Genomic DNA, 13,237 nt, shown 5'->3' with positions numbered 1-13,237 from the left:
CGGATCGCGGGATGCCGCGCACGTCGGTGCTCCCGATTAGGCTGAGTGTATGACCCAGACCCTCGCCGCTCCGTTCCCGTGGGCGGACGTCTGGGGGCAGGACGCCGCGGTCGAGACGCTGCGCGGCGCCGCATCCGATCCCTCGGCCCTCTCGCACGCCTGGCTCATCACGGGGCCGCCCGGGTCCGGACGATCCACGCTCGCGTACGCGTTCGCCGCCGCACTCGTCGCCGACCGTCCCGATGACGAGGCGACGATGCGTCAGGTGCTCGCCGGCACGCACCCCGATGTCACGGCGCTCCGCACCGACAAGGTCATCATCACGATCGCCGAGGCGCGGTCGCTCGTCGAGCGCTCGTACTTCGCCCCTTCGGCCGGTCGCTACCGCGTGATCGTCGTCGAAGACGCGGACCGCATGGTCGAGCGGACCTCGAACGTGCTGCTCAAGGCGCTCGAGGAGCCGCCGGAGCAGACGGTGTGGATCCTGTGCGCGCCCAGCGAGGCCGACCTGCTGCCGACGATCCGATCGCGGGTGCGCTCGCTGCGCCTGCGCGAGCCCGACGTCGCCGACGTGGCCCGTCTGATCACGATGCGCACCGGGGCCGACGAGGCCGTGGCGGAACAGGCGGCGCGGCATGCGCAGCGGCACATCGGCATGGCGCAGCGCTTGGCGACCGACGACGCCGCGCGTCGGCGCCGTGATGAGACGCTGCGCGCGGTCCTCGGGGTGAGGGGCGTGAACGACGCCGTCGAGGTCGCCGGACGCATCATCCAGGCGGCGACCGACGACGCCAAGGCGCTCACCGCCGAACGCGACGCCGCCGAACGGGCGTCGCTGCTGCGCACCGTGGGCATCGCCGAGGGGCAGGCGGTGCCGCCCGCGCTCCGCTCGCAGATCTCCGCCCTCGAGGACGAGCAGAAGAAGCGCGCGACGCGCAGCCTCCGCGACGGCATCGACCGTGTGCTCACCGATCTGCAGTCGCTGTTCCGCGACGTCGTCATGCTCCAGTTCGGCCGTGACTCCGAGCTGATCAACCGCGAGCTCCGTGCCGAGCTCGCGGCGCTCGCCGCCGCGTGGCCGGAGACCCGTACCCTTGTCGTGCTTGACCACCTTGCCGAGACCCGGCAGTCGCTGGAGCGCAACGTCGCACCGCTGCTCGCCCTCGAGAGCTTGCTCGTGACCGTCACGAGCGGGAGGACACCGTGAACACTCGATCGACTTCTCGCCTGCGACGCGCCCTCGGGGCGATCGCCGGACTCGCCGTGGCCTCCGTCGCGCTGTCCGGCTGCCTGTACTCGATGATCCCGGAGGGTGCGGAGCCCCGGCCGTCGGTGACGAAGGCTCCCGACACGGAGGGCGTCTCGGCCGACCTGCTGCCGTTCTACGGGCAGACGCTCACCTGGACGGACTGCGGGGGGACCGGATTCGACTGCACCGACGTCACGGCGCCTCTGGACTGGGAGAACCCGGACGCCGGCGAGATCACGCTGTCGGTCGTGCGCCACCAGGCGACGGGTACGGCGCAGGGCTCGCTCCTCACGAACCCGGGGGGTCCCGGTGCGAGCGGTGTGGAGCTCATCCGCGACAGCCTCGACTTCGCGGTCGGCGCCGACCTCATCGAGAACTTCGATGTGATCGGCTTCGATCCGCGCGGCGTCGGCTCCTCGACCGCGGTCACGTGCTTCGACGCCGCCGGGATGGACGACTACCTCTACTCGATCCCGACGGCCCCTCGCGGGAGCGCCGACTGGGAGGCCGAGCTGCTCGAGGGCCACAAGGCGTTCGCGGATGCCTGCGAGGCGAACAGCGGCGGCATCCTCCCCTACATCACGACGATCAACGCGGCGCGGGACATGGACCTCATCCGCGCCGTGCTGGGGGACAAGCAGCTGAACTACCTCGGCTACTCGTACGGCACGTTCCTCGGCGCCACCTACGCCGACCTGTATCCGGCCAAGGCCGGCCGCCTCGTGCTGGACGGCGCGATCGATCCCGCCGTGTCCGGCCTCGACGTGGGCGCGACGCAGGCGCTGGGCTTCGAGTCTGCGCTGCGCGCCTACATGCAGGACTGCCTCGACTCGGGCCAGTGCCCGTCCGCGGGAAGCGTCGACGACGCCATGGCCGACCTCGGAGCACTGCTCGCGAGCGTCGATGCGGTTCCGCTGGAGAACGGAGACGGGCGGATGCTGGGCGCCGACGCACTGATGACGGGCATCATCGCGGCCCTGTACTCGGCCGACAGCTGGCCCTACCTGACACAGGCGTTCGACGAGGCGCTCCAGGGAGACCCGTCGACCGCGTTCCTCCTCGCGGACTTCTACAACGGTCGCGAGAACGGTTCGTACCTCGACAACTCCTCCGAGGCGTTCCGGGCGTACAACTGCATGGACTATCCGGTCGAGGACGACCCCGCTGCCGAGGCGGCGACCACCGCGAAGATCGCCGACGGCGCGCCGACGATCGCCCCGTACTGGGCCGGCCCGGACTCGTGCTCGGTGTGGCCGTACCCGCCCACGGGGACGCGCGGCGAGATCACGGCCGAGGGCGCAGGGCCCATCGTCGTGGTCGGAACGACGAACGACCCGGCGACCCCGTACGAGTGGTCGGAGTCCCTCGCGGATCAGCTCTCGGAGGGCGTGCTCATCACCCGTGTGGGGGAGGGGCACACCGGCTACAACAAGGGCAACGCCTGCGTCGACGGCGCCGTGGAGGCGTTCCTCCTCGATGACACGGTGCCCGAGGACGGTCTGCGCTGCGAGTGAGTCGGGCTCGATTCGCGGTGCGGCCCGGGAACGGGTAATATCGATGATCGCGCCGCTTTAGCTCAGTCGGCAGAGCATTTCACTCGTAATGAAAAGGTCGTCAGTTCGATTCTGACAAGCGGCTCCACCAGGCCCCGTGATGCGAAGAACATCACGGGGCCTTCTGGTTTCCTCCATCGGCCGCCCCGCGTACGCTCGGATCATGAGCAGAGCGCTTCTGATCGTCGACGTCCAGAACGACTTCACGGAGGGCGGTGCCCTCGCCGTCACCGGGGGCGACGCGGTCGCCTCCGCCGTCTCGGCGTTCCTCGAGGGGCACGCCGGTGACTACGGAGTGATCGTCGCCTCCCGCGACTGGCACGATGCCGAGGGCGACAACGGCGGGCATTTCGCCGCGCAGCCCGACTTCGTCGACAGCTGGCCCGTGCACTGCGTCGCCGGCTCCGACGGCGCCGCCTACGACACGCTGCTCGCGACCGACGCGATCACGCATCATGTGCACAAGGGCCAGGGAGAGCCGGCCTACTCGATGTTCGAGGGCGCGACCGAGTCCGGCGAGACGGTCGGCGCGGTGCTCAGCGCCGCCGGCGTGCTCAGCGCGGACGTCGTCGGGCTGGCGACGGATCACTGCGTCCGCGCCTCGGCGCTCGACGCGATCGCGCACGGGGTGCAGGTGCGCGTCTTCACCGACCTGATCGCGGGGGTCGGTGCGGAGTCGAGCGAGGCCGCCCTGGCCGAGCTCGTCCATGCCGGTGCGGTGCTCGCGGAGAGCCGCGACGCGTGAGTCGCAGCGTGATGTTCCTGCGCGCGGTGAACGTGGGCGGGCGGGCGAAGGTGCCGATGGCGCAGTTGCGCGAGGTGCTCGCTCCCGAGCTGGGTGACGACGTCTCGACGTACATCGCGAGCGGCAACGTCATCTGCGAGCACCCTTCCGACCCGGATGCCGCGTGCGCTCGCGTTCGTGCGCTCATCGCCGCGGAGTTCGACGTCGACACCCCCGTGATCCTGCGGACCCACGATGCTCTCGAGAAGGCCGTGGAGCGGGTGCCGTTCCCGGAGGCGTCGGACAAGATGCTGCACGCGATGTTCCTGGAGGGGCGACCGGCAGCCGGTGCACTCGACGCGCTGCGCGAGCGACTCGTGCCGGGGGAGCGGATCGCACTGGTGGGGCACGATCTGTGGATCGACTACGGCGAGAGCGGCGTGCAGGGGACGAAGCTCACGAAGGCCGTGCTCGATCGAGCGCTCGGAGTCGCCGGGACGGCGCGCAACCTGCGGACGACGCGGAAGCTCCTCGAGCTCACGGCATGACCCGCGCGACGCCCTACGTCCTCGCGTTCCCGTTCACGGGGCGGTGGATCGTGCAGAACAGTCCCGCCGATCGCATCCCGAGTCACGGCACCGACCTGTTCGGGTCCTCTCACGCCATCGACTTCGTGCCGGTCGACGGCGAGGGACGCAGCACTCGCCGCAGGTTCGTCGGGCTGGTCGGTACTGAACCTCCGGAGGACTTCGTCGGGTTCGGTCGCGAGATCCTCGCGCCGATCGACGGCGAGGTCGTCCGGGTCCACGACGGCGAACCCGACCACCGTGCTCGACGCGCCCCGCTCGCGCTTCTCGCGTATGCGCTCACTCAGGCGTCGAGGATCCGCGGCGGCGCACCCGCGATCGCCGGGAACCATGTCGTGCTGCGGATCGACGGGGATGCGCTCGTGCTTCTGGCCCATCTGCGGCGGGGCAGCGTCCGGGTCGGGAGGGGCGACGTGCTGCGGACAGGAGATGTGGTGGGGGAGTGCGGGAACTCCGGTAACAGCACGGAGCCGCACGTGCACGTGCAGGTGTCCACGTCGCTCGACCGGGACGGTCGCGGTCTGCCTCTCGCCTTCGTGCGGGCGGACGGGGAGATCGGCATGCCGGTGTCGGGCGAGATCGTCGACGTCTGACCGTGAGGTGCGGGTCAGGCCCGCAGCTCCGTGCTGAGAGCAGCGGGCGGAACGGTCGGCGCCACCTGCAGGTCGACGCGTCGCGTACCGCAATCGGCGCAGCGGACGTAGACGACGACGCCTTCGCTCGTGGGATGGCGGGACTCGGCGAGCCAGGCGTGCTCGTGCGAGGGCGCGGTCTGCTGAGGGATCGGGAGGGTGTGCAATGAGGTCATGTCACCAGCGTGATGTAATGGCCTTATGCATCTCAACCCTTACGGCGAGTACGCCATCCTTCTCGCCGCCTCCCTCGCCGACGACTGGCCCGAGGATCGCGCCGGCATCGAGAGACGCACGCTCGAGCGGGGGATGACGATGACCTTCCCCGAGGAGCCGGACGACCACGCTCAGGTCCGCGGGGTCATCGACGACTGGCTGCGGATCGTCGACGAGACCGATCCGTCGGCGCGGGCTCTCCTGCTGAACGCGCAGATGGCGCAGGCGGCGGCGTATCCCCGGCTCACGAACCACGATGGAGAGGGGTGGCACCTGCACTACCGCGACGACGTGCAGTCGCTGCCGTTCGTGCTGCGCGCCATCATCGCGGTCGGCACCTCGCTGCATCTCGTGACTCGCGGGATGGATCGCCTGGCGCGCTGCGCGGCGACTCCGTGCACGAACGTCGTCGTCGACGTGACGCGCAACGGGCGTCAGCGCTTCTGCTCGGTGCGCTGCGCCAACAGGGCGGCGGTCCGACGCCACCGCGCTCGGGCGAGCGCCTGACACCGGACCGCCGGATGCTGTGGATCAGGCCGTCTGCTCGGAGTGCCTGCCCTCGGCGATCTCCTCGACGAGCTTCGCGTTGAACGCGGGCAGATCGTCGGGCGTCCGGCTCGAGACGAGGCCGTTGTCGACCACGACCTCCTCGTCGACCCAGTCGGCGCCGGCGTTGCGGAGGTCGGTCTTCAGGCTCGGGTAGCTGGTGAGCGTACGTCCGTCGATCACGCCCGCCTCGATGAGGATCCACGCGCCGTGGCAGATGACCGCCACGGGCTTGTGCTGCTCGAAGAAGGAGCGAGCCAGGGCGATCGACGGCTCGTCCATGCGCAGGTGATCCGCGTTCACGACGCCGCCGGGAAGGACCAGGGCGTCGAACTCATCGGCCGTCGCGGAGTCCGAGGTGAGGTCCACGTGCTGCACGTGACCCTTCTTGCCCGTGATCTGCTGGCCCTCGGGCGCGATGAGGGTCGCGCTCGCGCCCTCCGCCTGCACGGCCTCCCACGGGCTGGTCAGCTCGCTGTCCTCGAATCCGTCGGTCGCGAGGAATGCCACTCGGCTGTCGGTCAGAGTCGCCATGATGCGTCCTTTCGTGGGGTGTCGCCCCGGGTCTCGGGGCTGACTCGACCCTCTCGCGCGAGCAAGATGCGGGGAAGGGGGTGGCCACCCGGCACCCGCGATGGTACGAGTGCTCGGGAGAGGGCGTGCGAGGATGCTGTGGTGAGCGCCTCCCGGGACCAGTCGACCTACTGGAACCACAACGCGGCGTATCACCCGTGGATCCTCCGTCGCGCTGCTCGGCACCGAGGGGGACGTGCACTCGACGTCGGATGCGGAGACGGACTGCTCGTCCGACGTCTCGCCGAGGCAGGGCTCGACACCGTCGGGATCGAACCCGATCCGGAGGCCGCGGAGCGTGCGCGTGCGCGGCTCAGCGGAAGACCACGTACGAGCATTCTGCAGACGGATCTCGCGTCATTCGGGGGCGAGCCGGGATTCGATCTCGTGACGATGGTCGCGACGCTGCATCACATGGACACCCGCGCGGCGTTCGACCGTGCCGCGGATCTGCTGCGTCCCGGCGGGACGCTGCTCGTCGTGGGTCTCGCCGCGAACCGTTCGGTCATGGACTGGGTGTTCTCGGCGGTCACGCTTCCCGGAGCGCGCCTCGGGTCGCTGCTCCACCGTGAGACGCGGGACATCGGCGTGCCGACGGCACCAGCACAGGAGTCGCTCGCCGACATCCGTGCTCTCGCCGCCGAAGTCCTGCCGGGAGCGCGTCTCCGTCGCGGACTCTACTACCGCTATCTGCTCGCCTGGACCGCGCCGGCGCCCTGAACTCGCGCCTGCTCCGCCATCACCCGAGAGCGCCACGTCGTGCCCAGACGTTCGTACGTCGCGATCGCATGACAGTTGCGGCATCGGACGTCGCATTTCGCGATCTCGGCGAGGAGCGCCGCCTGCGAGAAGCCGTTGCGCACCATCGCCATCACCGCATCGCGTTTGTGCTCGCCCGGACGGTGATCGAAGTCGAGGACTCGAAGGTCCGCGGTGCCGCAGTCCGCGCAGGGATGCGCGAGAAGGTAGGCCGATACGAGACCCGTGGCGGCAGCGCGCTGGGCGTCTGTCCGCGCGCGCACCACGGCGAGATGGTGTTCTCGATTTCGCCGGTAGTATCGGCGTGAGGACTCGCGATTGCACTCGCGGCAGACCTCCTGCAGTCCGTCGGCTCGGGAGGCCTTGCGGTTGAAATCAGCCCGTGTCTTGGTGACTCCGCACGATCCGCACCGCCGCGCGTCATCGCTCGCATCGGACCCGGACATGACGCTCCTCGCTGTGGTGCACCGAGGGTAGCGCGAAGCGCCGACATCCGAATCGTCATTCTGGTGGGCCCTGTGGGGATCGAACCCACAACCCGCGGATTAACCTGCCACTTCGGCTTTCGCCGCCATCCGAGCGGATGTTCGTGGTCTGGACTGTCCCTTCACCATGGCTTGCGCTGTAGGTGCCACCCGTCCAGTCTCTACACCTTCCGGACCGGGTCCGGCTTGGCTCGGGATCGCCATCTGTCTCCAGGAAGGGTTCCCCGACTTTGAGTGGTGTCATCCCCGGTGTTTCCCCCGGGGCGCTCCTATTTCGTTGAAGTCCGCTGCTCTGCCAATTGAGCTAAAGGCCCGTGCATCGACCGTGAGGCCGACCCAGATCATCCTAGCCTGCGTTGCTCTCCGCCCCCTGCCCCGGCGCGAAGAAGGGGCCGCCGACGAAACTCCCATCGTCGACGACCCCTCTCGTCTCACCGTCCTCCCCCTGAGTGGTGAGACACGTTGCCGAGCGTCCGCTTCGGCTGTCACTCTCACATCGGGGGCATCAGCACCGTGTCGATGAGGTAGACGGTCGCGTTGGCCGTCTGGACGCCGCCGCAGATGACCTTGGCGGAGTCGTTGACCATGATGTCGTCACCGGTGCCGGTCACGGTGACGTCGCCGCCCTGGACGGTCGTGTGCGTGCCATCGATGTCGGCCGGCGCGATCTGGCCGGGGACCACGTGGTACGTCAGGATCGAGCTGAGCGTGGCGCTGTCGGTCTTGAGGGACTCGATCGTGGCCGGGTCGATCTTCGCGAAGGCGTCGTCCACCGGTGCGAAGACCGTGAACTCGTCACCGTTGAGGGTGTCGACGAGGTTCACGTCGGGGTTGAGCTGGCCGCTGACGGCCGCGACGAGCGTCTTCAGCAGCGGGTTGTTGGAGGCCGCGGTGGCGACCGGGTCCTTGGACATGCCCTCGACCGAACCGGCGCCGTCCGGCACAGCCTCGGCGTAGGCGGCGCATCCGGGACCCACGAGGTCGCCCATGGCCGGGTCCATCGTGTCGGGAGCCGTCGACTCCGACGACTCGGGTGCCGAGGACTCCATCGGCTCATCGGAGGATCCGCCCATGGAACATCCGGCGAGCACGAACGCGCTTGCCAGACCGAGGGTGATCGCTGCGGTGATCTTCTTCTTGGTGCTGAACATCTCGAGCTCCTTCAGAACGTCGCCACGGCCTCTCCGCGGCGTTGACTGCTGTTCGGAACCCCTCTGAGATCGGATGGGAATTTTCTCAGAACTTTTTTCCCGCGACTCATCCATCCGTTCTCCTCACCGCACCGAATACGAGACGAGACACACCTTTTCCCTCACATTCGGGTGACGGTTGCGAGGGATCGGGAGAAGGATGCGGCATGCTTGTAGAGATGGTCATCGACGGTATGGACGTACCCGAGGACGGTACGGCACGCGATGCGGTCGCCGACCTCCTCCTCCGAGTGAGCGACGGCGACGAACGCGCGTTCGCCGAACTGTACGACTCGCTGTCCAGCCGGGTCTTCGGCCTCATCCTCAAGGTCCTCGTGAACCGCTCGCAGAGCGAGGAGGTCCTCCAGGAGGTTTTTCTCGAGATCTGGCAATCCGCTTCCAAGTTCGCTCCGAACAAGGGTCAGGGAAGAACCTGGATCATGACGATCGCGCACCGCCGTGCGGTCGACCGGGTCCGAGCATCCCAGTCCAGCGCGGACCGGGACGTGAAGGCCGGGTACAGGGATATCGGGGTCGCGCACGACAGTGTCGCGGAACGGGTGGAGCTGGGCATCGAGGGCGAGAAGGTCGTGAACGCTCTCTCGGGGCTTCCCGAGGCGCAGCGCGAGGCGCTCGTGCTCGCCTACTACGGCGGATACAGTCAGAACGAAGTGGCAGTGCTCCTCGGAGCACCGCTGGGGACCATAAAGACGAGGATGCGGGACGGTTTGAGCCGTCTGCGCACCGCACTGGGGGTGACGGCAGCATGAACGAGCAGGAATTCGCGGAACTCGCGGCAGGAGCAGCACTCCACGCGCTGTCGCCCGATGACCAGCAGCGGTATCACGCGGCGCTCGCGGCGCACCCGGAATGGCAGCGCACGGTGGACGCGGACGCCGAGACCGCGGCGCTCCTCGCCGACGCGGTCGCTCCCGTGGCGCCGGCGCCCGACATCCGTGCGGCGCTCCTCGCCCGCATCGCGGAGACGCCGCAGAACGGCGAGACGTACATCGACGGAGCTTCTCCGTCAGGCACCGCCACGACCGAGCCCGCAGAGTCCCCGCAGCCCGCGGAGGGCTCCGACGGGTTCGTGCGCGCCGCGCACGCCAAGCGTCCGGTGCGGCCGCTGCGCATCCTGTTCGCGCTCGCCGCCTGCCTGGCCCTGCTGGTGGGCGTCGGCCTCGGGACCGCGGCGCTCAACGACTACCTGAACCGGCCGGCGAGCGTGGTCGCCCTCGACGACATCCGAGGTGCGGACGACGCTCAGCAGGCGACCGTCGACCTTGCGGACGGCGGCACCGCGACCGCGCACTGGTCGGCGTCGCTCGGCACCGCGGTGCTCGTGGCCGACGGCATCGCCTCGTTGCCCGACGACGAGACGTACGAGCTGTGGTTCGTGCGCGGTGACACCCCCGTCTCCGCCGGCGTGTTCGACGCCGAGCAGGGCGGCGCGACCGCACTGCTGAAGGGCGACATGCACGAGGGCGACGTGATCGCCGTCACGGTGGAGCAGGCAGGGGGGTCGCCGGACGGCACACCCACCTCGGAGCCCATCGTCATGATCCCGACCGCCTGAGGTCACGCGACGCGCGTACCCTGGAGGGATGCCCGAGCAGTTCTCCCGCCCCGTGCGGCGTCCGACCAGCGCCTTCGACAACATCGTCGGCACGCACGACCCTGCCGAGGAGACGCGGATCGCGCACGCCACGGCATCCGCTCTGCTCACGCGCGTGCGCGCCGACCAGAGCGGCGTGAGCGCCGACCGCCTGGTGGCGTTCACCGACGAGCACGGCATCGACGAGATCGCGGAGCTGTGGTCGAAGGCGCCGTCGCGCACCCTGCCCGGTGCGCTGTGGCGGCTGTACGTGCTTCAGCTCGCGATCCACGCCGACCCGCAGACCGCCGCGCTGCTGTACGAGCGCGGCCGCGTCGAGCTGCCGTCGGCGGATGCCGTGATCGCCGGTGCGCCCGTACCCGCGAACCCCGACGAGCTCGTCGTGCTGATCGACACGATCCTGCGCGGGGCGTTCCGAGGCGACTTCGCCGTCGCGCTGGACAGGGCGGCCGCGTTCTGCCGTGTGCAGTCCTCCGGAGCCACCCACACGGCCGACGACTACGAGGCGACGGAGCCGGCTCGCGCGAGCGAGCTCACGACCAGGGCGCTGCGGCTGAGCAGCTACGCCCAGGATCTGTCGGCGTCGGCGGTGCTGTGGCGCATGGGCGCTCTGGCCTGACCGCGCGGGCTCCGTCTCGTCCGACGATGCCGCCGGATACGAAGAAGACCGGGCCGCAAGAACGCCTCTCGGCGGAAGGCCGCTCGCAGCGGCGAAAATTGGAGCCCGGGGTTATGCGGCCCGGCCTGTACCAGTGTAACGCGATGCGGCGGTGGCTATTCCCGGCGTCGTAGGCTCTGAGCATGGCCCAGCGATTCGCCCTCATGATCGACCCCGTCGCCGCCGACAGCGGCCGCACCGACTTCGCGGACACGTTCACGGCGGTCGACGCCGCCGCCCCCGCACTCAGCGTCGGAGAGCTGAGCACGCAGCGCGGCGACGGCGTGTTCGAGTCGATCGGGGTCGTCGATCGCCACGCGCAGGAGGTCGTGCCGCATCTCGAGCGCCTCGCCCACTCCGCGCGCCTGTGCGACCTGCCCACGCCGAACCAGGCCCAGTGGCACCAGGCGATCGACGTGGCCGCCGCAGACTGCGGCGACGGCGAGTACGTGATCAAGCTCATCCTGAGCCGCGGTGTCGAGCACGGACCCACCCCGACCGCGTGGGTCACTGCGGCGCCTGCCGCGGACTTCACGCCGGTGCGGGAGAACGGCGTGCGGGTCGTGACCCTCGACCGCGGCTACGACCTCGACGTCGCCCAGAACGCTCCCTGGCTGCTGCTCGGGGCCAAGACGCTGTCGTACGCCGTGAACATGGCCGCGCTGCGCGAGGCGCACCGTCGCGGGGCCGACGACGCCGTGTTCCTGTCGCGCGACGGTTTCGTGCTCGAGGCGCCGACGGCATCCCTCATCCTCCGCTTCGGGGAACGCTTCCTCACTCCGGCGCCGAACGGCGGCATCCTGCACGGCACGACGCAGCTGAGCGTGTACGAGTTCCTCGCGGCGCGGGGCCTCACGGCCGAGTACGGTCGCATCCCGGCATCCGACCTCCCGACCGCCGATGCCGCGTGGCTGGTCTCGAGCGTGCGCCTCGCCGCCCCCATCACGGCCGTCGACGGCGCCGAGATCCCGGTGAACCACACCCTGACCCGAGAACTGAACCAGTACCTCCTGTCGCCTCGGGACTGACCCGGGCGCTGTACTCGCGTCGGGAAACGGAGACCCGGTGTCCGGGCACGACTTCGGAGATCGGATGAGACACGCCGAGGGTCACCACGGTTCGCCGGGGTGTCGGTCCCGCGATCCGAATCTGTGCCCGGAGCGGGCGGGCCGGAGACGCATGATCGCCTCGATAGCCCGCTCCACGATGTCCCAATCGTGGACGATCATGGCGTAGTCGAACCGCAGCGTCATGTGCCCCCAGGCCGCCGCTGTCGCGTCGCGCATGAGGTCGCGATGCCGGTGGGCGGGCTCATCGTGGTTGCTCTTGCCGTCGGCCCCGATGATCAACCAGTCGTCGACGAGGAGGTCGACACGTCCCGTCGCCACGACTCGCACCTGAGTGCGGACCTTCCATCCTCAGAGTGGTGGACGGCGACATCCACTCCGGTCCCCGATCCCCATCCCCGTGGAGTACCTGGCGCTTCCGGGCCTCTGTGGAGAAGAAGTGACCTCGCTCCCGCCGAGCACGACTTCGGAGCGCACAGGCGAAACGCCGTGCGATCGGAGGATCACACGGCGTTTCGTGGCCCGCATCCGCATCTGTGCTCGGGAGGCGGGCCGGAGCGGAGACTCGGCCCAGGACGGATGCTTACCCGAAGCGTCCCGAGACGTAGTCCTCGGTCGCCTGGATCGACGGGGTCGTGAAGATCGTGGAGGTGTCGTCGTACTCGATGAGCTTGCCGGGCTTGCCGGTTCCGGCGATGTTGAAGAACGCGGTCTTGTCGGAGACGCGGCTCGCCTGCTGCATGTTGTGCGTCACGATCACGACCGTGTACTGGGTCTTGATCTCGGCGATGAGCTCCTCGATCGCGAAGGTGGAGATCGGGTCGAGCGCCGAGCACGGCTCGTCCATGAGGATCACGTCGGGGGAGACGGCGATCGCGCGGGCGATGCACAGACGCTGCTGCTGGCCGCCCGAGAGGCCGGAGCCCGGCTTGTCGAGACGGTCCTTGACCTCGTTCCAGAGGTTCGCGCCGCTCAGCGACTTCTCGACGAGGGCGTCCTGGTCGCTCTTCGACATGCGCGAGTTGTTGAGCTTCACGCCGGCGAGCACGTTCTCCTTGATGGACATCGTGGGGAACGGGTTCGGACGCTGGAAGACCATGCCGACCTGTCGGCGCACGAGCACCGGGTCGACGCTGGCGCCGTACAGGTTCTTGCCGTCGATCAGCACCTCGCCCTCGACGCGTGCGCCGGGGATGACCTCGTGCATGCGGTTCAGGGTGCGGAGGAACGTGGACTTGCCGCATCCCGACGGGCCGATGAACGCGGTGACGGTGTTGGGCTTGATGTCGATGCTGACACCCTCGACGGCGAGGAAGTCGCCGTAGAAGACGTTGAGGTCGTTGACTTCGATGCTCTTGGACACGAGAGATCCTTCTTGTTCTG

17 protein-coding genes and 1 tRNA gene are annotated in these 13,237 nt (G+C 69.2%); 12 read left to right on the top strand and 6 right to left on the bottom strand.

Going from position 1 to position 13,237, the window contains the following annotated elements:
• Window positions 1–49 precede the first annotated feature (49 nt).
• From ACIPY8_RS12245 to ACIPY8_RS12220, 6 genes are all read left to right on the top strand, one after another.
• Entirely contained in the window at window positions 50–1,207 is a 1,158-nt protein-coding gene (locus tag ACIPY8_RS12245) for a DNA polymerase III subunit delta' (protein ID WP_400818490.1), read from the top strand.
• The gene (locus ACIPY8_RS12240) at window positions 1,204–2,763 is read left to right on the top strand and encodes an alpha/beta hydrolase (protein WP_400818488.1); all 1,560 of its coding nucleotides are present in this window, start codon (window positions 1,204–1,206) and stop codon (window positions 2,761–2,763) included. Before ACIPY8_RS12245 ends, ACIPY8_RS12240 begins: the two co-directional genes overlap by 4 nt.
• Window positions 2,764–2,814: 51 nt before the next feature.
• A tRNA-Thr gene (locus ACIPY8_RS12235) sits at window positions 2,815–2,890 on the top strand.
• Between the two features lie 75 nt (window positions 2,891–2,965).
• Entirely contained in the window at window positions 2,966–3,547 is a 582-nt protein-coding gene (locus ACIPY8_RS12230) for an isochorismatase family protein (RefSeq protein ID WP_400818485.1), read from the top strand.
• Window positions 3,544–4,074 carry a DUF1697 domain-containing protein gene (locus tag ACIPY8_RS12225; protein ID WP_400818482.1) on the top strand — a complete coding sequence of 177 codons (531 nt, stop codon included), beginning with the start codon at window positions 3,544–3,546 and terminating at the stop codon, window positions 4,072–4,074. Before ACIPY8_RS12230 ends, ACIPY8_RS12225 begins: the two co-directional genes overlap by 4 nt.
• Window positions 4,071–4,706 carry a peptidoglycan DD-metalloendopeptidase family protein gene (locus tag ACIPY8_RS12220; RefSeq protein WP_400818479.1) on the top strand — a complete coding sequence of 212 codons (636 nt, stop codon included), beginning with the start codon at window positions 4,071–4,073 and terminating at the stop codon, window positions 4,704–4,706. The genes ACIPY8_RS12225 and ACIPY8_RS12220 overlap by 4 nt, the downstream gene beginning before the upstream one ends.
• Before the next feature lie 14 nt (window positions 4,707–4,720).
• Here the strand turns inward: ACIPY8_RS12220 and ACIPY8_RS12215 are convergent, their stop codons facing one another.
• Complete coding sequence (locus ACIPY8_RS12215) at window positions 4,721–4,921, bottom strand: hypothetical protein (protein WP_400818477.1); 201 nt, start codon at window positions 4,919–4,921, stop codon at window positions 4,721–4,723.
• Window positions 4,922–4,946: 25 nt separating this feature from the next.
• On the opposite strand from ACIPY8_RS12215, the gene ACIPY8_RS12210 reads away from it, so the two are divergent.
• Complete coding sequence (locus tag ACIPY8_RS12210; protein ID WP_400818474.1) at window positions 4,947–5,468, top strand: CGNR zinc finger domain-containing protein; 522 nt, start codon at window positions 4,947–4,949, stop codon at window positions 5,466–5,468.
• Between the two features lie 24 nt (window positions 5,469–5,492).
• Here the strand turns inward: ACIPY8_RS12210 and ACIPY8_RS12205 are convergent, their stop codons facing one another.
• The gene (locus ACIPY8_RS12205) at window positions 5,493–6,041 is read right to left on the bottom strand and encodes a type 1 glutamine amidotransferase domain-containing protein (protein ID WP_400818473.1); all 549 of its coding nucleotides are present in this window, start codon (window positions 6,039–6,041) and stop codon (window positions 5,493–5,495) included.
• A 141-nt stretch (window positions 6,042–6,182) separates the two neighbouring features.
• Here ACIPY8_RS12205 and ACIPY8_RS12200 point away from each other — a divergent pair, with 141 nt between their 5' ends.
• Window positions 6,183–6,800 (top strand): methyltransferase, encoded by a 618-nt coding sequence (locus ACIPY8_RS12200; protein ID WP_400818470.1) that lies wholly within the window; start codon window positions 6,183–6,185, stop codon window positions 6,798–6,800.
• Here the strand turns inward: ACIPY8_RS12200 and ACIPY8_RS12195 are convergent.
• Both ACIPY8_RS12195 and ACIPY8_RS12190 read right to left on the bottom strand, forming a co-directional pair.
• Window positions 6,767–7,285, bottom strand: coding sequence for a hypothetical protein (locus tag ACIPY8_RS12195; RefSeq protein ID WP_400818467.1), 519 nt, complete (start codon window positions 7,283–7,285; stop codon window positions 6,767–6,769). The two genes, ACIPY8_RS12200 and ACIPY8_RS12195, sit on opposite strands and share 34 nt — an antisense overlap.
• A 530-nt stretch (window positions 7,286–7,815) precedes the next feature.
• Complete coding sequence (locus tag ACIPY8_RS12190; protein ID WP_400818465.1) at window positions 7,816–8,475, bottom strand: fasciclin domain-containing protein; 660 nt, start codon at window positions 8,473–8,475, stop codon at window positions 7,816–7,818.
• Between the two features lie 206 nt (window positions 8,476–8,681).
• Between ACIPY8_RS12190 and sigK the strand changes: the two genes are divergently transcribed.
• From sigK to ACIPY8_RS12170, 4 genes are all read left to right on the top strand, one after another.
• Window positions 8,682–9,284 (top strand): ECF RNA polymerase sigma factor SigK, encoded by a 603-nt coding sequence (sigK, locus tag ACIPY8_RS12185; RefSeq protein ID WP_400818462.1) that lies wholly within the window; start codon window positions 8,682–8,684, stop codon window positions 9,282–9,284.
• Window positions 9,281–10,090 carry an anti-sigma factor domain-containing protein gene (locus tag ACIPY8_RS12180; RefSeq protein ID WP_400818460.1) on the top strand — a complete coding sequence of 270 codons (810 nt, stop codon included), beginning with the start codon at window positions 9,281–9,283 and terminating at the stop codon, window positions 10,088–10,090. Before sigK ends, ACIPY8_RS12180 begins: the two co-directional genes overlap by 4 nt.
• Before the next feature lie 28 nt (window positions 10,091–10,118).
• The gene (locus tag ACIPY8_RS12175; protein ID WP_400818458.1) at window positions 10,119–10,748 is read left to right on the top strand and encodes a DNA-directed RNA polymerase subunit beta; all 630 of its coding nucleotides are present in this window, start codon (window positions 10,119–10,121) and stop codon (window positions 10,746–10,748) included.
• Window positions 10,749–10,930: 182 nt separating this feature from the next.
• Window positions 10,931–11,815, top strand: a complete 885-nt coding sequence (locus ACIPY8_RS12170; protein ID WP_400818456.1) for an aminotransferase class IV — start codon at window positions 10,931–10,933, stop codon at window positions 11,813–11,815.
• Between the two features lie 81 nt (window positions 11,816–11,896).
• Here the strand turns inward: ACIPY8_RS12170 and ACIPY8_RS12165 are convergent, their stop codons facing one another.
• Both ACIPY8_RS12165 and pstB read right to left on the bottom strand, forming a co-directional pair.
• Entirely contained in the window at window positions 11,897–12,175 is a 279-nt protein-coding gene (locus ACIPY8_RS12165; protein WP_400818453.1) for a hypothetical protein, read from the bottom strand.
• A 262-nt stretch (window positions 12,176–12,437) separates the two neighbouring features.
• Window positions 12,438–13,217: a phosphate ABC transporter ATP-binding protein PstB gene (gene pstB / locus ACIPY8_RS12160; RefSeq protein WP_400818450.1), complete on the bottom strand. Its 780-nt coding sequence runs from the start codon at window positions 13,215–13,217 to the stop codon at window positions 12,438–12,440.
• Window positions 13,218–13,237 lie beyond the last annotated feature (20 nt).

This window comes from Microbacterium sp. NPDC089696, from assembly GCF_044749125.1.
Lineage (GTDB): Bacteria > Actinomycetota > Actinomycetes > Actinomycetales > Microbacteriaceae > Microbacterium.
This window is presented reverse-complemented; position numbering and strand designations above follow the sequence as displayed.